Source organism: Caballeronia sp. INML3B, from assembly GCF_023631305.1.
Taxonomy (GTDB): Bacteria; Pseudomonadota; Gammaproteobacteria; order Burkholderiales; family Burkholderiaceae; genus Caballeronia; species Caballeronia turbans.
In genome coordinates this window covers 1-21,232 of the sequence record NZ_JALQDI010000060.1, presented here as the reverse complement: position 1 = coordinate 21,232, position 21,232 = coordinate 1, and the positions used below count along the sequence as shown (strand labels likewise).

Sequence of the window (21,232 nt, the reverse complement as noted above, 5' to 3'; positions counted from 1 at the left end):
GCGTTATCCGATGCGGTTCAATGCATGCAAAATGCATTGAACCGCCGCGCCCGTCGATTAGACGAACTTGCGCGCGTCTGCCGCGTCTTTCGTTTCCTCGACTTCGAGCGCGCGGTCCGGGCGCATCATGAACGAGAGGATGATGCCGGCGGCCATCAGGATCATCGACACCGTGAACGGAAGGTTCCAGTTGCCCGTGCGGTCGATCAGCCAGCCGCCCACGACCGGGCTGATGATGGCCGCCAGCGCCGAGCCGGAATTCATGATGCCGGACGCGGTACCCGAGTGCTTGGGCGCGATGTCCATCGGCACGGACCACATCGGACCGATCGTCATTTCGTTGAAGAAGAAGCCGGCCGAGAGACACACCGCCGCGAGCGTGATCGAAATGTCGGAGATCAGCATGATCGGCGCGAGCGACAGTAGCGTCAGCAGCATGCACACGCCCACCATCACGTTGCGCGCGAGCCGCACGTTGCCGCTCTTTCTCAGGATGCGGTCGGTGAGGGAACCGCCGAGCCAGTCGCCGAGCACGCCTGCGAAGAACACCCCCGACGCGAACAGCGCCGACTTGCCGAGCTGCATGTGGTAGCTATGCAGGAAGTACTGCGGAATCCAGCCAAGAAACAGCCACAGCACCCATCCATAGCAGAAATACACCGCCGTGACGGGAGCCATGCGGCCGAGCAGCGTGCGCCACGGAACCGGCACGCGTTGCTTCACGCCAGAGTAGCTCGCGAGCGTCGCGCATTCGGAATCCGTGATGCGCGGATGATCGCGCGGATTGTCGCGAAAGTAGAAGACCCACGCCAGCGCCCACAGGAAACTGATGATCCCGGTGATGATGAACGCGCCGCGCCAGCTCGTCGCGACCATCAGCCAGACGATGAGCGGCGGCGCCACCGCATTGCCGATGCGTGATGCTGCATGCGTAATACCTTGTGCAAAACCGCGCTGATCGGCGGGCATCCAGTTCGACATCGCGCGCGTCGCAGTCGGAAAGGTCGCACCTTCGCCGAGGCCGAGCAGCACGCGCGCCACGATCAGCGAGACGAAGCCGCCGGACAGACCGGTGAGCACCGTGGCGCCTGCCCAGATGATGGCGCATAGCGTGAGCGTGCGGCGCGGCCCAAAGCGGTCGCCCACCCATCCGCCGATGATCTGGAACACGAGATACGGATACGCGAAGGCGGAAAACACGAAGCCGACTTGCGTGTGCGACAGGCCAAGCTCGGCGCCGAACTGGGCCGCCGCGGTACTGACATTGACCCGGTCGATATAGGTGATGAAATACATCGCGCATAGCAGCAGCAGAACGCGTGTCGTGGCTCGACGGAACATCATCGTCTCCTTGTTGGCCGCGTGCGTGCGCGCGACGCCTTCGGTTCTCGAGAGGCGCCCTGCACTGCATGCGGAACTTCGCGTGGGTACGTCGGATGAGGACTGCGGGCTCGGTATGAGCCTGCTTATAGCGTTCTTCTGCGCAGCTTGCGTATGCGTGGTTTGCGCGGTGATGTCATTGCTCGTCTCCTGGTCGCGGCTCGTTCGTGTCCGCTGTTTTGCTTCGGTGAATGAAACTCTCGTCTAGCTGTCTTCAATCCTTTGCATCGAGCGCCATCGCGAGCACGCGCGCAACATGCAGCGCCTCTCTTTGCGCGCCATCCGCGATCTGATGACGGCAACTCGTGCCGTCCGCGACGATGAGCGCATCGCGGGCCGCACGCACGGCCGGCAGCAGCGACAGCTCCGCCATCGCTTGGGAGGCGGCGTAATGTTCCGCCTCATAACCGAAGCTGCCCGCCATGCCGCAGCATGACGATTCGATCGTCTTCACATCGAGCCCTGGAATCCAGCCGAGAACTTTCTCGATGGGACGCACCGCATCGAATGCCTTTTGATGGCAATGTCCATGCAGCAAGGCGCTTGATCGATCCAGCGCCTTCAGCTTCAGTCGCAAGCGCCCTGCCGCCTCTTCACGCACGAGAAACTCCTCGAACAGGAACGACGCTTGTGCGAGCTTGCGAGCTGCATCGCCATAGCCGTACCCGAGAAATTCGTCGCGCAACGAGAGCAGGCACGACGGCTCCAGGCCGACGATCGCCACACCGCGCTCGACATAAGGCATGAGCGCATCGAGCGCGCGGCGCGCTTCGGCCTTCGCTTCATCGACGAGACCGGACGAGAGGAACGTGCGCCCGCAACACAGCGGCCGCTCGCCCGTCTTGACGTTCAGATGAACCGTGTATCTCGCCGCTTCGAGCACACGCTTCGCGGCACGCGCGTTGTCGGGCTCCATGAAGTTGTTGAACGTATCGACGAAGAGCAGAACTTCATTAGTTGCAGATGCAACTGGCTTGCCGGCCGCATCGGCGAGATAGGGTTTCGCGAAACGGGGGAACGCTCGCTGCGGCGCGAGGCCGAGCTTCGACTTGAGCCAGCGTGCAACACCGGGCATATTCGCTTCGAATGCGTTCGACAGCGCCGGCATGCGGCTCGCATAGGGCGCGTAGCGCGGCAGGAATGCGATCAGCCGCTCGCGCAGGCGCACGCCATGACGCTGCGTCCATGCGGCGCGCGCCTCGATCTTGATGCGCGCCATGTCGACACCTGTCGGGCAATCGCGCTTGCACCCCTTGCATGACACGCACAGGTCCAGCACGTCCTTCACATCCTGACTCGCGAGGCCGTCATCGCCCAGCTGTCCCGACAACGCGAGCCGCAAGGTGTTCGCACGGCCGCGCGTGACATGCTGCTCGTCCTTCGTGATGCGATAGCTCGGGCACATCGTGCCTGCATCGAACTTGCGGCAATGGCCGTTGTTGTTGCACATCTCGACCGCTTTCGCGAGTCCGCCCGACAGGTCGCCGCCCGATCCCGGCACGCCTTCGTCGCCCGTCGACGGATCGCGCGTCACATTCCACGCCGACCAGTCGAGCTGCGGCGTCAACGCGCGCTCGGCATAGGAAGGCGGAAAGCGGAAGTTGCGCGCATCGTCCATCTTCGGCGGAGCGACGATACGATCCGGGCTCAGCCGGTTCTCCGGATCGAAGAGCTGCTTGATGTCGCGAAAAGCCTCGTTGATACGCGGGCCATATTGCCATGCGACCCATTCGCCGCGGCACAAACCGTCGCCGTGCTCGCCAGAGAATGCGCCCTTGTATTCGCGCACCATCGCCGCGGCTTCTTGCGCGATTGCGCGCATCTTGATGGCTCCGTCCCGACGCATATCGAGAATCGGCCGCACATGCAACGTGCCGACACTCGCATGCGCGTACCACGTCCCTTCGGTTCCGTGCTGCCTGAAGACTTCGGTCAACCGACTCGTGTACTCGGCCAGATGCTCGAGCGGCACTGCGCAATCCTCGATGAAGGACACCGGCTTGCCGTCGCCCTTCATGCTCATCATGATGTTGAGGCCCGCCTTGCGCACTTCCCATAGCGCCTTTTGCGGACCGGCGTCGGGCATCTGCACGACCGAGCCGGGCAAGCCGAGATCGCTCATCAACTCGACGAGCTGCGCGAGCTGCGCGACTTGTTCATCGCGATCCGCGCCCGCGAATTCGACGAGCAGGACAGCCTTCGGCTGGCCGACCAACGCCTTTTCGATCACGGGGCGGAACGCGGGATTCGACATCGCGAGATTGATCATCGTGCGATCGACGAGTTCCACCGCCACCGGTCCGAGCTTGACGATGTGCTGCGTCATGTCCATCGCATCGTAGAAGCTCGGGAAGTTCACCACGCCGAGCGTCTTGTGCGCGGGCAACGGCGCGAGCTTCAACGTCAGCTGACGGCTGAACGCAAGCGTGCCTTCCGAGCCGACGAGCAGGTTCGCAAGATTCGGCTCCCCGTCGTCGCTGAAAGCGAGCGGGCTCTGACAATCGAAGAGATCGAGGTTGTAGCCTCCCACGCGCCGCAGCACCTTTGGAATGTGCTCGCGCATTTCCTGCTGCTCGCGCATCGCGATGCCACGCACGCTATCGATGAGATCGCGCGTGCGTGCATCGTTCATCATGGTCGAGACCTTGCCGAAACGCGCTTCGTGGCCATCGGCGAGGATCGCGTCGATCGCCTCGACGTTATGAACCATGATTCCGTATTCCATCGAGCGCGAGCCGCACGAGTTGTTGCCCGCCATGCCGCCGATCGTGCATTGCGCGCTCGTCGACACATCCACCGGAAACCACAGGCCATGCGGCTTGAGCCACGCGTTCAGATGATCGAGCACGACGCCCGGTTCGACCGTGACGGTGCGCGCGTCCTTGTCGAAGTGGATGATGTTGTTCAGCCACTTCGTCGTGTCGATGACGAGCGCCTCGCCGATCGTCTGCCCGCATTGACTCGTGCCCGCGCCGCGCGCAAGCACGCTCGCGTGGCTGTCGCGCGCGATCTGCAAAGCGAGGCGCAGATCGTGCTGATCCTTCGGCACGACGACACCGAGCGGCATGATCTGATAGATCGACGCATCGGTGGCGTAGCGCCCGCGCGATGCGTGATCGAACAGCACATCGCCTTTCAGTTCGCGTTGCAGTCGCGCCTGCAATGGCGTCGGCGTCGATGCGAGCCGCGCGCGCGCGGAAGCGGGCATCAGATGGATCGGCTTGACGAGCCGGTCTGTGGGGGAATTGAGCATCGTCGCTGTCGGTGAGTGCCAGAGCGCTGTGCGGTTCCTGGCCTTATGAATGCGTTATGCGAAATGCAATTCGACGGCAGGCAAGCCCTCGATGCGGCCCACGGCCGTGCCTGGCGCATCGGGAAAAGCCATGCCGGTGTACGAACCCGCCGTGAGCACGGTCCCGCGCTCGACGGCAAGCCCGCGCGAGACACTGTGGTTCACCGTCCATGCGAGCAGGCGACGCGGGTCGCCCGCGGGGTTCGCCGGAGCGCCGTGGAAGAGCGGCGCGCCCTCGAACGTGAAGGTCATCGCGGGCGATACGAAGGGAAACGCCGCGTCGTATGGCACGGCATCCCCCACGATCAACGCGCCATGATTCTGCAAGTCGGCGAGTTGCCAGGGCTTCTCCACATCGGGCCATGCGGCGAAACGGCTCGCCACCACTTCAATTGCCGCATGCACGGATTCGATGGCGGCGATCACGTCGTCATCGCTATAGGGACCGCTGCCCGGTTCGAACCGCCGGCCAAGCTTGAAAGCGACTTCGAGTTCGAGTCCGGCCTTGCCGAACGCGTGCATCGACAGCCGCGCGCCGGAATAATGAATGCCATCGGCGGGAAGCGGCGCGCCCTGTATCGGGCCATCGTGCGATTTCGCGCCGACCTTCCATCCGCCGATCTCCGCGCCCAGCGCGCGCAGCGTCGCTTCCTGCGCGGCGTACGCTTCTTCGGCGGCGTGCGGACGTGCGCCTTCCGGCAATACGTCGAGCTTCGCGCGGTGCGCGCGGGCCTCGACGAAGAGCCTTGCGAGCGCGTTGGCGTCAAACGCGGCGCTCATGCGGCCGCCTTCAATGCGGGCTTCGCGACGTGGCTCGTCAGATAGTCCATCGCCGCCGTGACACCGCTGCCCTTCAATTCGATGCCCGCGAGCCTCAAGCCCATTTCGCAGCCGGAGAGCGCGGCCATCAGCGTGAGATCGTTGCAATCGCCGAGATGCCCGATGCGGAACATGCGGCCCTTCACCTTGCCGAGCCCCGTGCCAAGCGACATGTCGAAATGTTCGTAGATGAGCTTGCGCACTGCATCGGCATCGACGCCTTCGGGCGTCATCACGCCTGTGAGCACCGGCGAATACACGGCGGTATCGGCGCACTGAATCTCGAGGCCCCATGCGGTGACCGCCGCGCGGCACGCCGCCGCGAGCCGTTGATGACGAGCGAACACGTTCTCGAGCCCTTCACCGAGGATCATGTCGAGCGCTTCCGAGAGCCCATAGAGGAGGTTCGTGTTCGGCGTGTAAGGCCAGTACCCCTGCTTGTTCATCTCGATGATCTCGGTCCAGTCCCAGAACGCGCGCGGCAGCGTGGCGCGTTTCGACGCCTCACGCGCCTTCTCCGATACCGCGTTGAAGCTGATGCCCGGCGGCAGCATCAAACCCTTCTGCGAGCCGGAGACCGTCACGTCTACGCCCCATTCGTCGTGGCGATACTCCGCCGATGCAAGGCCCGAAATCGTGTCCACCATCAGCAGCGCGGGATGCTTTGCGGCGTCGATGGCGCGCCGCACGGCGGCGATATCGGACGTCACGCCCGTCGACGTTTCGTTATGCACGACGCACACGGCCTTGATCACGCATTGCGTGTCTTCGCGCAAGCGCTTTTCGATCATGTCGGCCTGCACGCCGCGACGCCAGCCTTCGATGCCGGGCAAGCCCAGAAACTCAGGCTTGAGCCCGAGGTTCTCGGCCATCTTCTTCCACAGCGTCGCGAAGTGGCCCGTCTCGTACATCAACACCGTATCGCCGGAACTCAACGTGTTGCATAAGGCGGCCTCCCATGCGCCCGTCCCCGATGCCGGATAGATGACCACCGGTTGACTCGTCTTGAAGATCTTCCTGATGCCTTCGAGCACCTTGAGCCCCAGCGCGCCGAACTCCGGGCCGCGATGATCGATCGTCGGATAGCTCATCGCCCGCAGGATGCGATCGGGTACGGGGCTCGGCCCCGGAATCTGCAGGAAGTGACGGCCAGCAGGATGGAAATCGAGCTTCAACATGGGTCCGAGTCCTCTTGGATGTAATTTTGCATGCAAAATACAATAACGCAGCGATCGAGACGCGTAAAGGAATACATAGGCCAGACGGCCTAGGGATAACCCGCTGGCGGTTTTTCCCGCTAGCACTGGGTTAAAATTGCCGCAAACGCGATTAGAGGTATTGAATGCAAAATCCCGATCTTCCAGAAGTGCATGTTTCGTCGCCGCTGCCCAAGGTGGAGCGTCTGCGCCTGCACGACACCGTCGTCGATCATTTGCGCGGCTTCATCGTCGAAGGCCTGCTGGCACCGGGCGTGAAGCTCAACGAGCGCAAGCTGTGCGAGACGCTCGGCATTTCGCGCACGCCGCTTCGCGAGGCATTGAAGGTGCTGGCCGCCGAAGGCCTGATCGAGATCTCGCCGAACCGGGGCGCATCGGTATCGCAGATGAGCGAGTTCGAAATACGAGAGATGTTCGAGTTGATGAGCGGGCTGGAGGCCTTTTCAGGCGAACTCGCATGCGAGCGCATTACGCCGCTCGAAATCGCGGAGATCAAGGCGCTGCACTACGCGATGCTCGCGTGCCGCGCACAAAACGATCTCTCCGGCTATTACAGCCGCAATCAGGCGATTCACGACAAGATCAACGAGGCCGCGCGCAACACGGCCTTGCGCCAGACCTATGTGTCGATCAACCGGCGTTTGATGGCACTGCGTTTTCGCTCGAATTTCCAGACGCCGAAATGGGACAGCGCCATTCGCGATCATGAAGAGATGATCGAGGCGCTCGAGACCCGCGACGGCAGGCGCATGGGCGAGATTCTGCGCAAGCATCTGCTGTCCAAGCGCGATGCGGTGCTCGCCGAGCGCACCATGACAACGGTGAAACCCGCGACGCAGAAAAAGCGTGCGGCGGACAAGTCGGCAGCGGATGAGCGCTAGCGAATAGAACGGTTGCGCGATTCCTCAAAAGGTAGGGGTACGATACCGGCTCACGGCCGCCAGAGCCTGCAAACGGGGAAAACGTTGACCAGGATTCGAGCAGCATGCATTGCGCTGGGCGCGGTGCTCGTCATCACGGACTTCACTTTCTATCACTCGTCGGACTTCGAGACTGCGCAGGCCGCAATGGACCGCCAGACGGTCGACTGCCTCACGCGTGGACTCACGCGTGACGAGAAAGTCGGCATCGCCCGACTGACCGCGCTGCACGATCGCGAGGGGCTGGCTCCCATCTACGGCGATGTTCTCGCGCGTTGCGTCGTGCGTTCCGATCAATGGGACCGCCGTCCTCAACTCGTAACGAGTGGGCCCCAGCTTCTTTCCCAACACCCCGAATTCAGGCCCATGCTCAACACGAGCACGATGGAACTGGCGCGGCGCCCCTGATACGGCGCGCATCGATCAAGCCGTCAGACCGCTGCCCGCGCCGAGATGAACCTCGGCGCGTGAGCTCGCCGCATGCGCGCCCAGCACGGCAATCTCATGCTGCGTGTAATGCGTGACCGGCGCAATGGCCGCAAGCGCGGCGGTGATGACGATGGCGACGATGCTGATCGAGATGGCGTTCATGTTCGGCTCCTTTGGCTGGCTGACGTTGCTGGGTCGTTTGCTGTCGATGTGAGGCATTGTCGTCGCGCAGAGTTAGCGGCGAATGAGCATCGCAGCGCGGCGACCATGCAGAACGCCGGAGTAAGATCGGCATGCAATCGACCATCGCGCAAACGGCATCCAAAATGCATTCGACCATCGACACATCGACCGCCACCCTCGAACTGCCCTTCAAGAGGCCTTTCGACTGGATGCGCATGCTGACATTCATCGGCGGGCGCGCGTCCGCGGGCGTCGAGTCGGTCGAGGGCGGCGTGTATCGACGCGCGATCGAATGGCAAGGCGACGACGGCACTGTCGACGTCAGGCCGCATGAAAGCAGGCATCGGCTCGTCGTGCATGTCGATGGCGCAGCGGCACGCCACGCCGGCGCGCTCGCCGCGCCGCTCGCGCGCATGTTCGATCTGCATGCCGATCCCCGCGAAATCGCCCGATGCCTCGGGGCTGACCCCATGCTCGCGCCGCTCGTCGCGTCCGCACCCGGCCTGCGCGTGCCGGGCGCGTGGTCCGGCTTCGAACTCGTGGTGCGGACGATCGTCGGACAACAGGTGAGCGTGAAAGGCGCCTCGACGATCATGAGCCGCATCGTGCAGCGCGCGGGAAGAAGGATCGACGGCCACCCGCACGAAGGCACCGCGTGGCGTTTTCCCACGCCCGCCGAGCTCGCCGTTGCGGACCTGCAGAAGATCGGCATGCCGACGAAGCGCATCGAGACCGTGCAACGCTTCGCACACGCGGTGGCAACGGGCGCGCTGCCGCTCGATGAGCACGGCGCCGATCTCGAATGCCTGAAGCGCGACATGCTCTCGATGCCGGGCATCGGGCCGTGGACCGTCGGCTATGTCGCGATGCGTGCGCTACGCGATCCCGACGCGTGGCCGGACGCCGATCTCGTTCTCATGCAGGCGATCGCGCGCCGCGATCCGTCGCTTGCAAGGCCCGTCCTGCAGCGTGCGCGCACCGAACGCTGGCGTCCGTGGCGCGCCTATGCGGCCATGCACCTGTGGAACGGCGTGGCGATGGAAACGGGACTTGCACGCGGCGGCTGATATCGCATGCATTCGATTAGATCGCATCTTGCGTGCAATACGCATGCATGCAAACTGAAAAATAGACTAATCTGCTTCGAGAGACCGGGCGCCGCCGCGGGCGCGTATCCGCGTGCGCAGCGCAGGGACAGGATACGAAGCAGCGCTGACGAAACGCCATCGGGAGACGCTCATGAACGCATCGTCCCTTGACGCGCAAGACATCAAGAACGAACACGCGGCATCGCCGACGACGGCCGCGTCCGACATGCCGATCGCGCCACGCGTGCAGAAGATCGTCGTCGCGATACACGGCATTGGCAATCAGTTGCACAGCGACACGGTGCGTTCCGTGGCGAGCCAGTTCGGTGCGCGCTACGACCCGCCGCTGCCTGTCATGCCGCTCGGCTATTTCGACATCGCGGGCGTCGGTGAAGTGGACGTCCGCCAGCTCGATCTTCCGCAGGGCGGCCCCTACACAGCCGAGCAGCGCGACTTCTATTCCGCGCTCGGTTTCGCGGAAGTATATTGGGCCGACATTCCGCGCGAGGTCGTGAAGCAGGACGACACGCTCGAGGAAAGCAAGGCATGGGGACTTTCGATCGTGAGTCGCGCGCAGGCCGCCTATATGCTCAACGTCGACGAACGCAAGCTCGAGCCCGCCGATTTCTCGCTTGCGTCGGGCGTCGTCGAGGAGGTCATCGAAACGGTGGCCGTCATGCAAAGCCTGCTCGCGGTTACCGAGAAGGCCGGCATCTTCAAGTTCGATCTCGCGCCGATGCTCCGCGATTATGTCGGCGACGTGCAGCTGGTCGCGGATTTCAGGCAGCATCGCGAGACGATCGTCTTTCGGTTTCATCGCGTAATGGAGCGGCTCGTCGCGCTCGCCACCGCGCGCTGCCAATGCGCGCCCGAGGTATATATCGTCGCGCACAGTGAGGGAACCGTCATCAGCTTTCTCGGCATTCTGCAGGCGCTGTCCACACCGACCGTGTCGGACCCGAAGGACGGCAAGCAGGTCATCAGCACCGACTGGGTGCAAAGTCTGCGCGGCTTCATGACCATCGGCTCGCCGATCGACAAGCACATCCTGCTATGGCCGAAACTCTGGGAAGGCATGGCGCTGAAAAGCGACATGCAGGGCGATGCCGTGACGCAAGCGGAACGTCCGGGCGGACCGATCACGCTGCCCTCGCGCATCAGGTGGCGCAACTATTACGACTTCGGCGATCCGGTCGGCTTCGCACTCGATACGGCGCGCGCCTATCTCGATCATCGCGGCTGCCGTGCGTTCGAGTTCGAACCGGTGCATGACATCGGCTTCTCGCGCTACTGGTTGCCAGGCAAGGCGCATACGGACTACTGGACCGATGGCGATGTCTTCGGCCACTTCATCGAGAACGTCGTGCTCGACAAAGACACGGCAAAAGCCCCGCAAAACAGGCGCTTTCGTGGCATCGTGAGCACGGCGATTCCTTATCTGCTGAGCTTCTCGCTGCATCTTCTCGCGGTGTTCTTCATTTACAAAGCCGTCACGGCATCGTCCGATTCGGGCGCGGGGGGCACGAGCACCGCGCCCGAGTTCATCTATCTCACACGCTCGGTGTTCGCACTCGCATGCCTGCTGATGGGAACGACGGTCGCCGCGCGCCTTCCGCGTCTCGTGAAGGCGCGCGGCGTGAGACGCACGGGCGCGTGGCTGCGCTGGCGCATCGTCGCGCTTCTGGCGTTCGTCGCAGGCGCGCTGATCTTCTGGTTCGTGCTCTTGAGCGGCGTGGCCGCGTTTCTCGCGAGTCCGTTTGCGGACTTTGTGCATCGCGATGTCGCCGATCCTGCCGTCGGCAAGGCTGTATTCGTGCTCGCGGGACTGGTGTGCGCGTTGAGCGGATGGCTCGCTCCGCGCAAACCGCATTGGGGACGGCGCATTCTCGTTGCGCTCGGCACGCTGATGATGGTGTTGATCGTCGGCGTGAGGTTATGGGGCGATCTGGCGGGCAAGCAGTTATGGCCCGTCGTGCTCGGCGGTGCATTCTTTCTCTATGCGTGGTGGCTCGCGATTCTGATCTTCGATCTCGCGTTCGTGTGGCATCGCTATGTGCGCAACTCAGTCGCGCTCGATACGCTGCGTGCATGGCGCGAGAACCGATGCGATGCGCAGCCGAAGCCAATCATGTCGATGCGGGCGAAGGCTGCGCCTAAGTAATGCGGACCGATGCGAAGTTATCCATGCAGCACGAGTTTCTGCACTCGCCAGTTGAGCAACTCCGCGACGAACAACGTGTTCTCCGCCGGACACGCCATCTCGTGAATCCATCCGAACTGCTTCAGTTGCTTGCCCGATCGACCGAGCACGCCGAGCAGTTTCCCATCGAGCGATAACTTGTAGATGCGGCCGGGAAACGCATCGGCGCAATACAACACCTGATTCGGCCCCGGCGATATGCAAATGGCCCAAGGCGATCCCGGCGCAAACGTGCCCGCTGCAATTGCCGCTTCATCGGGCATGTTGCCGATAGCCGGGCGCGCATCCGACGGCACGGGCACGTCGATCGTGAATTGCCGCTGAAAATTCCCTTCGCCGTCGAAGACCTGAATGCGCCGGTTACTGCGATCGGCAACATAGACCATGCCGTTTCTATCGACTGCAATGCTATGCGGCGTATGGAACTGCCCCGGCTCCTTGCCGCGCTCGCCCCACGACTTGAGCCAGTTGCCGTCCTTGTCGACCTTCGCGACGCGCGAGTTGATGTATCCGTCGCTGATATACGTATTGCCCGCGGTATCCCAAGCGACATCTGTCACCTGTCGAAAGCGTCCGGGCTCCGAAGGCAGCGGCGGATTCGGATGCTTGAGCGGCGCGGTCTCTTCGTCCGATGCCTCCTGCTTGCGTCCGAACACCATCGCGACGCGGCCTTCGGGCGTGAACTTGATGATCATGTCCGAGCCCTTGTCGGTGACCCAGACGTTGTCCTGCCGATCCACCTTGACCGTATGCGCAAACGACCACGCATAAAGGTTATGGCCGATCTCGCGCACGAAGCGGCCGTTGCGATCGAATTCGAGCAGCTGGGCCGCGGCTGCGCCGTATGCGGGACCGATGCTATTGCCGCGCGAAAGCACGAAGATATGCCCCGCCGAATTGAGCGCGACGCCAGAGCATTCGCCGAAGTAGACGTCGCGCGGCAAACGCACCGGATCGGGAACGGAATCGTAGGCTATGGCCGGCACGTCGTTGTCGGCGTACGCGAGATGCGGAAAGAGCGCGAGCGCGGCAGCGCCCTGGACCCCTTGGGCCGCGAGCATCAGGAAGCGCCGGCGGCTTGCAGCGCCCGGCGCGATGTCGCAACATGGGCAGTACATCGGGTGTCGAAGACTCACTGTTACCCTCCTCTTGTTCGTCGCCTGCAATGATGAACACCGATGGCCGGCTTGCTTCGCGATGCGAGAGGAAGTGTAGTGCATGAACCGCATTATTCACATCCGCGTGCTTTTATCGCTTTCAATGCTGAAAGGACATCATGACCGAATCCTGGCAATATCAAGTTCGAATCCGCCTCGCGCCCGAGTACGCAGCCTTGGCGCGTCAGGACCCGGCGAACGAAAAGCTTGCGCCGATCAACACGCTGCTCATGCGGCACGGCGCTCATATGAAATGCCAGTACGACGCCTTCGCCGACTACGTGGCGCAAGCGCAACGCGACGGCGTCGAACACTATCCGCTTTATCGCTGGACGCGCGAAACCATCGAGAATCCCGCTAAGAAAGCGAAATATCTGGAAGCGTTCACGCTCTATGTGAATGGCGATGAAGTCTATGACAAGGCGCTCGCCGATGCACTGGAAGCCGATCTTCAATCGCTCAGAAGCGATGCGCTCATCGATATCCGCAAGTTCGACACGAACCCCGCGCACAATCCGCAACCGCCTTCGTATAACAATTCATGAGGTTGACGCCTTGCATCGCGCACGCTAAGGTTTGGTAAATCAACCAAACATGGATCGCGCCCCGTGCAGGATCGTCGACAGTCCATACTCGAAGCCGCGCTCGCCACATTGCGCGAAGAAGGCTATTCGGGCTTCACGCAACCGCGCGTCGCTGCGCGCGCGGGCGTGCGGCAGAGTCATCTCACGTACTATTTTCCGACGCGCCTCGCATTGATCGAAGCCGTAGCACGCACCGCAATCGACGGCCAGCTCGCCGCTGTCGATGCCTTTGCGGGCGAAGCGTCTGCCAAGGTCACGGCTGCATCGATCGCCAATGTCGCGATGCGCCATGAGAACACCCGCGTATTGATGGCGCTCGCGCAAGCCGCCGACGAAGAGCCGACCATACGCAGCCTCTTTCGCGAGCTCGCGGAAGGCGTCGCTGTGCGGATCACGCGCATGCTCGAAGCGATGGGCCTCGCCGTCACGAAAGAGCATGTGTCAATGGTGCACGCGCTCGTCGTCGGGCTTGCGGTCATCGATCTCGCGGTCGGCCGCGCGGACGGCAAGCGCCGCGCGAGCAGCGCAATCGAATTGTTGTTTTCATTGTTGCCGCCCGCCGAACCGAAAACGTCATAAGCGCAGTAGTCACGCCTTGCGCGCGTCGAGCCATTCGACGATATTGCGCACCGTATCGCCATAAAACGTGCGATACAACTCCTGCGCGACATAGCCGATATGCGGCGTCGCCAGCACGTTCGGTAGCGCGCGCAGCGGGTCGTTCGCCGCGAGCGGCTCTTCGTCGTACACGTCGATGGCCGCGCCCGCGAGCCTCCCCGACTTCAACGCATCGACCAGCGCCGCGCTATCGACGATCGGGCCGCGCGATGTGTTCACGATATGACTCGTCGGCTTCATCTGCGCGAGCTCCTTCTCGCCGACGAGATGACGCGTGCGCTCGCTCAGGCGCAGGTGAACCGTGAGCACATCGGAGGTACTGAAGAGCGTGTCCTTGTCGACGAGTTGCACGCCCTTTTCTTCGGCGCGCTCGCGCGTGAGGTTCTGGCTCCACGCGATCACGTTCATGCGAAACGCGCGTCCGATCACGCCGACCGCCGATCCCACGCGCCCGAGTCCGAGCAGGCCGAGCGTCTTGCCCGCCAGTTCGGTCCCAAGGCCCACTTGCCAGCCGCCTTCCTTCAGCGAGCGGTTTTCGGCGGGAATATTGCGCATCATCGCGAGAATCAGCGCCCAGGTAAATTCGATCGTCGGCGTGGACGAGTAGCCCGTGTGACGCACTTCGATGCCGCGTGCGGCTGCGGCATCCAGATCGATCGATGCATTGGCCGCGCCCGTCGACGCGATCAGCTTCAGGTTCGGAAGATGGTCGATGATGTCGCGCGAGAACGGCGTGCGCTCGCGCATTGCACACACGACGTCGAAGGGGCGCAGGCGTTCGAGCAGCGCTTCGCGCCCGGCGATGTGATCGTTGAACACGGTGAGCGTCGCGCGCCCGTCGAGCGGCGACCAGTCGGCCATGGAAAGCGCGATGTTCTGATAGTCGTCGAGAACGGCGACTTTGATCGGGTTGGATGGGGTCATGGGGATTTCGTTTGTTATGACGAATGGAGTGAACGGCAGGAGCTAGTGTGACGCAATGCGCGAATTCATGTCGCGCACGGCCGTCGCGAGCCTTTCTGAAATCCCGCAAAGCCTTGCGCCATAAGCGCTAGCGGGAATCCCAAATGCATGACATGGCGTGAAATAAGTTACCGCGGGACTTCGCGCGGCCCCTTCTCTATAGTCACTTCCGTCGCCACACGAAACGCAACGTGGCCTACAGAACCGAGAAGGACATCCCGTGAAAAACAGATCGACTTTCGCTTCAAACGGCCGCGTTGCCTCCGTCTGCGACGCGAGTTCCAGCAAGCGCCGCGTGCGCCATTTGCTCGTCGTCGCGGCCGCCGCCGCTCTCACGCTGTGCAGCAGTTCCGCCTTCGCCGGCTGGGCGCGCGGCGGCACGGCCTACACCGGCCGCGGCGAGTATCAGGGCGCGCACGTCGGCTCCTGCGGCGGCGGCAGTTGCTCGCATGCGGGCGGCGTCGAGAATCCGTGGGGCCGCGTCGCCACCAACTCAGGCACCGTGACGCGCACCGCGCCCGGCCAGTTCTCGAACTCCGGCACCGCCTACGGCCCGAACGGCCGCTCGGTGCAGCACGCGGGCGATACGAGCTGCGCCGGGGGAAGCTGCTCGCACACCGGCAGTGCGACCGGCCCGAACGGCAAGACCGCGACCGGCAGCGATACGGTGACGCGCACGGCGCCTGGACAGTACTCGTCGTCGGGCTCGGTGACCGGCCCGAACGGCAACACGTCGACGCACTCGGCATCGACGAACTGCGCGGGTTACACATGCAACCGCTCCGGCACCGTCAACACGGCGAACGGCGGGACGGTGACGCATTCAGGCAGCGCGACGAGCGTCGCGCCGGGCGTGGTCACCACCTCGGGCACGGCGACGGTCGCCAATGGCTCGCACAGCACGACGGTGGTCGGCGGCGGCACAGTCACGTCGAGCACGACGGTGGTGGCGACGGCGCCGGTCGTCACCGGAACCACAGTCGTTGCCGCGCCCGTGATCGTGCCGCCGCCCCCGCCGCCTTCGACGACCGTGGTGGTCGCACCTCCCCCGGCTTCGTCGACGGTCGTGGTGACGCCGCCCCCGCCGCCGGCCAAGACCGTCGTCGTCGCACCGCCGCCGGCAAAGACTGTGTATGTCGCGCCGGCTCCGGCTCCGGTCAAGACCGTGTATATCGCACCGCCGCCGCCCGCGAAGACCGTTTATGTCGTGCCGCACCGCGCGGTTCTGATCCCGGGCCACTGGGTCGGCAGATTCTGGATTCCCGCGCACTGGGCATAACAAGGACAGCAACATCTAAAGGCCGGCCGCATGCGCGCCGGCCTTCTCGTTTTGCGCGCGCCTCGCGTTACACTGCGGATCAACGCCGCTTTCGACACAGGCACGACGTGCTCGATGTCTTTCACGGCACGCAAGCAGTCGCCACCGTACGCTCACGACGAGACATCGCATGAAACGCCCGCATCTGCCTCGAGATCATGCGAAAGGCGTGCTGCACGACATCACCTGGACCGCCGGTCCCGTCGTGCTGGTCATTGCGACCATCGTCGCGCTTGTCTACTGGCTCGTCGATCCCGCGCCGCCGAAAACCATCACGATGAGCGCGGGCCAGCCCGACAGCTCGTTCTACGTCATCTCGCAGGAATATGCGAAGCTGCTCGCGCGCAGCGGCATCACGCTGAAAGTGCTGCCCTCGGACGGCTCCGTGCAGAACCTCGAACGACTGCTCGATCCGAAGCAGCACGTCGATCTTGCGCTCGTGCAGGGCGGCATTGCAACGAAGGAAGAAGCGTCGACGCTGATGTCGCTCGGCAGCGTGTCGTATGTGCCGCTCGTCGTCTTCTATCGCGGCAAGGGGCTCACGCTGCTGTCGCAACTGGAGGGCAAGCGCATCGCGATCGGCCGTGAAGGCAGCGGCACACGCATGCTTTCACTGAAGCTACTGGAGGCCAACGGCATCTATCCGGGCGGCACCACGCAGCTTCTGCCGACGGACGGGCTGCAAGCCGCCACGCAACTCGTCAGCAACGAAGCCGACGCGGTCTTTCTCTCCGGCGACTCCGCGACGCGCGGCCTGATGCTGCGCCTCTTGCGCGTGCCCGGCATCTCTGTGATGGACTTCAACGAAGCACGCGCCTATACGCGCCTTTTCCCTTATCTCGACGAAATCGAACTGCCGCCCGGCGTACTCGATCTCGGCCGGCGCATCCCGCCGCAGGCCGTGCATCTGATCAGTCCGACGGTCGAGCTGATTGCGCGGCCGACCCTGCATCCGGCGCTGTCCGACCTGCTCATCGAAGCGGCGCAGGAAGTGCACGGTACGGCTGGCTTGCTGCAGCGCACAGGTCAGTTTCCGAGTCCTGTCGCGCACGAGTTTCCCATCAGCGAGGATGCCAGCCGCTATTACCGCTCCGGCAAGAGCTTCCTGTATCGGACGCTGCCGTTCTGGCTCGCGAATCTCGCGGATCGCGCGCTCGTGCTGTTGCTGCCCGCCGCCGTGCTGATCTTTCCCGCGCTGCGGCTCGTGCCCGCACTGTATCGCTGGCGCGTGCGCTCGCGCATCTATCGTTACTACGGCGCGTTAATCGCAGTGGAGCGCGGCGCGATGCGCGTCAACAACGAAGACGAGCGTCGCGCGCTGCTCGTCGAGCTCGATTACATCGAGGAATCGCTCGATACGCTCAGGTTGCCGCTCGCCTATGCCGATGCACTCTATGTCCTGCGCGAGCATGTCAGCTTCGTGCGCGCGCGTCTGACCGAAGCGGCGCGGCGGGAAAAAAGCACGGTCTAACCAAGGGTCAAGCGATGAAACTTCGTTCATGGTTCGCCATTGCATTGACGCTGTTGATGACGGCCTGCGCGAGCCTTCCGCCTCAAACCGGACGCGTGCAGACGCACGCCCTCACCGACACTGCCAACACGCGGCTCGGCACGGCCTTCGCGGCGAGCGAGGCTGCGCATCCCGGCGACAATGCGTTTCACTTGTTATCCGATGGCACGGATGCGCTCATCGCGCGCGTGATCCTCAGCGAGACCGCCGATCGCACGCTCGATCTCCAGTACTACATCTGGCACGACGATCTGACGGGCCGCGAAATGGCCGCGTCGATCATGCGTGCCGCCGATCGCGGCGTGCGGGTGCGCCTTTTGCTCGACGACCTCGGCACCAATGCCGACGATCAGTTCCTGCTCGCGCTCGCATCGCATCCTAACGTGCAGGTGCGCCTTTTCAATCCGGTGGCGAATCGCACCTTCAAGAAGCTCGGGTCCGCGGCCGAGTTCTTTCGCGTGAATCGTCGCATGCATAACAAGGCGCTCATCGCGGATAACCAGGCCGCGATTCTCGGCGGCCGCAATATCGGCGACGAGTACTTCGGCGCATCGAGCACGGTCGCCTTTGGCGATCTCGATGTGCTGGTGCACGGGCCTGTCGTGCGCGAGGTATCGAGTGCGTTCGATCTGTACTGGAACTCGGATGCGGCCTATCCGATCGATAACCTGATGCGACGTCACGCCGACCCTGACGCGCTTGCGGGTTATCGCGCGAAGCTCGATGCTTATCTTCTGTCGGAAGAGCATTCACCTTATGTGGCGCAAGTCCGTGAACGTCTCGCGAGCGTGATCCAGCGGCGCGACACCGAATTTTCGTGGGGCAAGGCGACGTTGCTCTACGACGATCCCGCGAAGATCACGCGTGCGCCCGGCGACACGGAAGGCCATTTAATGTCGCAATTCAAGGCATTGAATCTCGCTCCCGACAAGGACATGCTGATCGTGTCGCCCTATTTCGTGCCGCGCGAGGAAGGCGTGCGATGGCTGCGTTCGATGACATCGCGCGGCGTGCGCGTCACCGTGCTGACGAATTCCCTCGCCGCCACCGATGTCGCCGCGGTGCATGCGGGCTATCAGCGTTATCGCAAGGACATGCTCGAAGCGGGCGTGCGGCTCTACGAGTTGAAGCCCGTCGCATCGGCCGAAAGCGACAGAAGCGCGAAGAAGTCCACGTTCGGATCGTCGAAAGCGTCGCTGCATGCGAAGACATATGTGTTCGATCGCACGCGCATTTTTATCGGCTCGATGAATCTCGATCCGCGTTCCGTGGAGCTGAACACGGAAATCGGCGTCTATTGCGAAAGCGCGGAAGCGGCCGCGCAAGTGGCGGATGGAATCGGCACGAATATCGATCGCATCGCGTGGCGTGTCGAGTTGCACGATGACGGCAACGGCGGCACGCGCATGGTGTGGATCGACACCGACGCCAATGGCAACACGACCGAGCTCGACAGCGAGCCGGGCGTGTCTGCGTTCAAGCGCGCGGGCATCTGGATGCTGGGGATCCTGCCTATCGAATCGCAGTTGTAAGCCGCGCGCTGAGGGTCCTTCATCGCTGCATCATTTGAAGCCCGCGACCGCATGCGGCACATACGGCGCTTCGAGTTGCGCAATCTCGTCCGCCGTGAGATTCAGTGTCAACGCCGCGACCGCATCGCTCACATGATTCGGCTTCGATGCGCCGATGATCGGCGCCGTCACCGGCGCCTTCTGTGCGACCCACGCCAGCGCCACTTGCGCACGCGGCACGCCGCGCGCCTTCGCCACGGCCGCCACGGCTTCGACCACCGCGCGATCCGCATCGTCCGTGCGATAGAGCGTGCTGCCGAATGCATCCGACTCCTGCCGCTCGCTCGTCGCGTCCCAGTCGCGCGTAAGACGTCCGCGTGCCAGCGGACTCCACGGCAGCATGCCGATACCCTGGTCCTTGCAAAGCGGCACCATCTCCCGTTCTTCCTCGCGATACAGCAGATTCAAATGATTCTGCATCGTCTTGAACTCGACCCAGCCGTTCGCGCGCGATGTGTAGAGCGCCTTGCTGAACTGCCACGCATACATCGATGACGCGCCGATATAACGCGCCTTGCCCGCCTTCACGACGTCATGCAGCGCTTCGAGCGTCTCCTCGATGGGCGTGCCGTAATCCCAGCGATGGATCTGATAGAGATCGACGTAATCGGTGCCCAGGCGCTTCAGGCTGTTATCGATCTCGTTGAAGATCGCCTTGCGTGAGAGCCCCGCGCCATTCGGACCGGGACGCATGCGATTGAAGACTTTCGTCGCAATTACGATGTCATCGCGTTTCGTGAAGTCGCGCAGCGCGCGTCCGACGATTTCTTCAGACGTGCCGTCCGAATAGACGTTGGCCGTATCGAAGAAATTGATACCCGCTTCAAGCGCCTGCTTGATGAGCGGGCGACTCTTTTCCTCGTCCAGCGTCCACGGATGCGTCCCGCGATCGGGCACGCCGTAAGTCATGCAACCAAGACAAAGCCGCGATACGTCGAGGCCGGTCGAACCCAGTTTCACGTAATCCATCGTGCGAATCTCCTTGCAAACCGAAAGGCATGCGCGAATGCTTGCGCATGGCGACGAAACGCTAGACATTACCTCAGGTTGGCATCGCGTGCTTTGACGACCCTGACAGAACAACGCGATGTATTACTGTGCCGCGCGCCTGATTTCGTCGATGCTTGCTTCCGCGAGCCAGTGACAATAGCCGCCGAGCGTCGCGCGGTCGATGCTGTCGCGCTCGATATGCGCATACCCACCCGCGCGATAAATGTGTTTGGACCAGTAGCTATCTGTCTGCCACGCATGGACATGCAATACGTCGCTCGACAGCTTTCTGTCAGACGTAGGGAACGCGTCCAGCAGCCCGAGAGAGCAACGTTGCGGATACGTGCTGCGAAGCGCGAGCTCGCCCGCGTACATTGTGACCACCTGCTTGCACCATCCGGGCCACACGCCCTCGTACTCGCTAAACTCTTCGCGCCACAAGCGATTGCATGCTTGCATCTGCGCGATGAGAAAGTTCGTCACGCACTGCGCCGAACCGAGCACCGACGCACCGACGTTATGCATTCCAGAATGCGGATAACCCCATCGCGCGCTCACTTCCGATAACTTCACACGCACGTCATCCTGGTACGCATAGCCGCCCACGCCCGCGCACAGTCCCGATGGACGGAAGTCGCGCAAGGCGGGCGTGACGAATGTATCGCAATCGGTCTTGAGGACGAATTCGAAACGCTTGCACGCATCGAGCACGGGTTGCTCGATCAGGTTCGCGACGGAATTGATGAACTTGTAGCCGCTCCATTCGGAATGGCGTTGCGCATAGGGCACGCTGGGAATGATCGTGATGCGATCGTCGTCTGGCAACGCATTTGCGATGTCTGGATTGCACACCGCGATTATTCCGCTGCGCGAAATTACACCCGAATAAATCAGGCTCTTATAAAGCCAATCGAACGGCGGCCTCAAATCTGAAGTGCAACACCTGTCTCATATAAGGTGTTGCGATGAACGAAAGAACCCAGTACAAGCAAC

General features: G+C 62.9%; 18 protein-coding genes. 9 read left to right on the top strand and 9 right to left on the bottom strand.

The annotated features are described in order from the left end of the window. Window positions 1–57: 57 nt before the first annotated feature. From NCS58_RS26655 to NCS58_RS26640, 4 genes are all read right to left on the bottom strand, one after another. On the bottom strand, window positions 58–1,344 hold the full coding sequence (locus tag NCS58_RS26655; protein WP_061116398.1) for an MFS transporter: 1,287 nt from the start codon (window positions 1,342–1,344) through the stop codon (window positions 58–60). Between the two features lie 250 nt (window positions 1,345–1,594). After that, a complete protein-coding gene (locus NCS58_RS26650) occupies window positions 1,595–4,633 on the bottom strand; it encodes an FAD-binding and (Fe-S)-binding domain-containing protein (RefSeq protein ID WP_250538913.1) in 3,039 nt (1,012 codons plus the stop codon). A 54-nt stretch (window positions 4,634–4,687) separates the two neighbouring features. Continuing rightward, the gene (locus tag NCS58_RS26645; RefSeq protein WP_250477832.1) at window positions 4,688–5,452 is read right to left on the bottom strand and encodes a 2-keto-4-pentenoate hydratase; all 765 of its coding nucleotides are present in this window, start codon (window positions 5,450–5,452) and stop codon (window positions 4,688–4,690) included. Beyond that, window positions 5,449–6,669, bottom strand: a complete 1,221-nt coding sequence (locus NCS58_RS26640) for an alanine--glyoxylate aminotransferase family protein (RefSeq protein ID WP_061116395.1) — start codon at window positions 6,667–6,669, stop codon at window positions 5,449–5,451. Before NCS58_RS26640 ends, NCS58_RS26645 begins: the two co-directional genes overlap by 4 nt. 164 nt (window positions 6,670–6,833) lie before the next feature. On the opposite strand from NCS58_RS26640, the gene NCS58_RS26635 reads away from it, so the two are divergent. Beyond that, a complete protein-coding gene (locus NCS58_RS26635; protein WP_061116394.1) occupies window positions 6,834–7,589 on the top strand; it encodes a GntR family transcriptional regulator in 756 nt (251 codons plus the stop codon). A gap of 84 nt (window positions 7,590–7,673) precedes the next feature. Beyond that, window positions 7,674–8,036, top strand: a complete 363-nt coding sequence (locus NCS58_RS26630; RefSeq protein WP_061116393.1) for a hypothetical protein — start codon at window positions 7,674–7,676, stop codon at window positions 8,034–8,036. Window positions 8,037–8,051: 15 nt separating this feature from the next. Here NCS58_RS26630 and NCS58_RS26625 read toward each other — a convergent pair whose 3' ends face one another. Further along, complete coding sequence (locus NCS58_RS26625; protein WP_250477831.1) at window positions 8,052–8,219, bottom strand: hypothetical protein; 168 nt, start codon at window positions 8,217–8,219, stop codon at window positions 8,052–8,054. A gap of 164 nt (window positions 8,220–8,383) precedes the next feature. On the opposite strand from NCS58_RS26625, the gene NCS58_RS26620 reads away from it, so the two are divergent. Continuing rightward, window positions 8,384–9,307 (top strand): DNA-3-methyladenine glycosylase, encoded by a 924-nt coding sequence (locus NCS58_RS26620; RefSeq protein WP_061116533.1) that lies wholly within the window; start codon window positions 8,384–8,386, stop codon window positions 9,305–9,307. Window positions 9,308–9,479: 172 nt separating this feature from the next. Continuing rightward, window positions 9,480–11,489, top strand: coding sequence for an EI24 domain-containing protein (locus NCS58_RS26615; protein WP_061116532.1), 2,010 nt, complete (start codon window positions 9,480–9,482; stop codon window positions 11,487–11,489). A 17-nt stretch (window positions 11,490–11,506) separates the two neighbouring features. Here the strand turns inward: NCS58_RS26615 and NCS58_RS26610 are convergent, their stop codons facing one another. After that, on the bottom strand, window positions 11,507–12,646 hold the full coding sequence (locus NCS58_RS26610) for a peptidyl-alpha-hydroxyglycine alpha-amidating lyase family protein (protein ID WP_409219311.1): 1,140 nt from the start codon (window positions 12,644–12,646) through the stop codon (window positions 11,507–11,509). 158 nt (window positions 12,647–12,804) lie between these two features. On the opposite strand from NCS58_RS26610, the gene NCS58_RS26605 reads away from it, so the two are divergent. Then, window positions 12,805–13,230: a hypothetical protein gene (locus NCS58_RS26605; RefSeq protein WP_061116390.1), complete on the top strand. Its 426-nt coding sequence runs from the start codon at window positions 12,805–12,807 to the stop codon at window positions 13,228–13,230. 63 nt (window positions 13,231–13,293) lie between these two features. Then, window positions 13,294–13,848 (top strand): TetR/AcrR family transcriptional regulator, encoded by a 555-nt coding sequence (locus tag NCS58_RS26600; protein ID WP_061116389.1) that lies wholly within the window; start codon window positions 13,294–13,296, stop codon window positions 13,846–13,848. A gap of 9 nt (window positions 13,849–13,857) precedes the next feature. Here the strand turns inward: NCS58_RS26600 and NCS58_RS26595 are convergent, their stop codons facing one another. After that, entirely contained in the window at window positions 13,858–14,811 is a 954-nt protein-coding gene (locus NCS58_RS26595; protein WP_061116388.1) for a D-2-hydroxyacid dehydrogenase family protein, read from the bottom strand. 259 nt (window positions 14,812–15,070) lie between these two features. Here NCS58_RS26595 and NCS58_RS26590 point away from each other — a divergent pair, with 259 nt between their 5' ends. The 3 genes from NCS58_RS26590 to NCS58_RS26580 all read left to right on the top strand — a co-directional run bounded on the left by NCS58_RS26590 (window position 15,071) and on the right by NCS58_RS26580 (window position 19,210). Next, a complete protein-coding gene (locus tag NCS58_RS26590; RefSeq protein ID WP_061116387.1) occupies window positions 15,071–16,129 on the top strand; it encodes a hypothetical protein in 1,059 nt (352 codons plus the stop codon). Window positions 16,130–16,298: 169 nt separating this feature from the next. Further along, window positions 16,299–17,639: a TAXI family TRAP transporter solute-binding subunit gene (locus NCS58_RS26585; RefSeq protein WP_061116386.1), complete on the top strand. Its 1,341-nt coding sequence runs from the start codon at window positions 16,299–16,301 to the stop codon at window positions 17,637–17,639. Window positions 17,640–17,653: 14 nt separating this feature from the next. Then, on the top strand, window positions 17,654–19,210 hold the full coding sequence (locus NCS58_RS26580) for a phospholipase D family protein (protein WP_061116385.1): 1,557 nt from the start codon (window positions 17,654–17,656) through the stop codon (window positions 19,208–19,210). Window positions 19,211–19,240: 30 nt separating this feature from the next. On the opposite strand, the gene NCS58_RS26575 is transcribed toward NCS58_RS26580, so the two are convergent. Beyond that, the gene (locus NCS58_RS26575; RefSeq protein WP_061116384.1) at window positions 19,241–20,218 is read right to left on the bottom strand and encodes an aldo/keto reductase; all 978 of its coding nucleotides are present in this window, start codon (window positions 20,216–20,218) and stop codon (window positions 19,241–19,243) included. 123 nt (window positions 20,219–20,341) lie between these two features. Further along, window positions 20,342–21,064 carry a hypothetical protein gene (locus tag NCS58_RS26570; RefSeq protein WP_250538912.1) on the bottom strand — a complete coding sequence of 241 codons (723 nt, stop codon included), beginning with the start codon at window positions 21,062–21,064 and terminating at the stop codon, window positions 20,342–20,344. Window positions 21,065–21,232: the final 168 nt, after the last annotated feature.

Excerpts from the sequence above, each read along its gene's own strand:
- NCS58_RS26655 (WP_061116398.1), bottom strand. The coding sequence starts at position 1,344 with ATGATGTTCCGTCGAGCCACGACACGCGTTCTGCTGCTGCTATGCGCG.
- NCS58_RS26650 (WP_250538913.1), bottom strand. The coding sequence starts at position 4,633 with ATGCTCAATTCCCCCACAGACCGGCTCGTCAAGCCGATCCATCTGATG.
- NCS58_RS26645 (WP_250477832.1), bottom strand. The coding sequence starts at position 5,452 with ATGAGCGCCGCGTTTGACGCCAACGCGCTCGCAAGGCTCTTCGTCGAG.
- NCS58_RS26640 (WP_061116395.1), bottom strand. The coding sequence starts at position 6,669 with ATGTTGAAGCTCGATTTCCATCCTGCTGGCCGTCACTTCCTGCAGATT.
- NCS58_RS26635 (WP_061116394.1), top strand. The coding sequence starts at position 6,834 with ATGCAAAATCCCGATCTTCCAGAAGTGCATGTTTCGTCGCCGCTGCCC.
- NCS58_RS26625 (WP_250477831.1), bottom strand. The coding sequence starts at position 8,219 with ATGAACGCCATCTCGATCAGCATCGTCGCCATCGTCATCACCGCCGCG.
- NCS58_RS26620 (WP_061116533.1), top strand. The coding sequence starts at position 8,384 with ATGCATTCGACCATCGACACATCGACCGCCACCCTCGAACTGCCCTTC.
- NCS58_RS26615 (WP_061116532.1), top strand. The coding sequence starts at position 9,480 with ATGAACGCATCGTCCCTTGACGCGCAAGACATCAAGAACGAACACGCG.
- NCS58_RS26610 (WP_409219311.1), bottom strand. The coding sequence starts at position 12,646 with ATGTACTGCCCATGTTGCGACATCGCGCCGGGCGCTGCAAGCCGCCGG.
- NCS58_RS26605 (WP_061116390.1), top strand. The coding sequence starts at position 12,805 with ATGACCGAATCCTGGCAATATCAAGTTCGAATCCGCCTCGCGCCCGAG.
- NCS58_RS26595 (WP_061116388.1), bottom strand. The coding sequence starts at position 14,811 with ATGACCCCATCCAACCCGATCAAAGTCGCCGTTCTCGACGACTATCAG.
- NCS58_RS26585 (WP_061116386.1), top strand. The coding sequence starts at position 16,299 with ATGAAACGCCCGCATCTGCCTCGAGATCATGCGAAAGGCGTGCTGCAC.
- NCS58_RS26580 (WP_061116385.1), top strand. The coding sequence starts at position 17,654 with ATGAAACTTCGTTCATGGTTCGCCATTGCATTGACGCTGTTGATGACG.
- NCS58_RS26575 (WP_061116384.1), bottom strand. The coding sequence starts at position 20,218 with ATGGATTACGTGAAACTGGGTTCGACCGGCCTCGACGTATCGCGGCTT.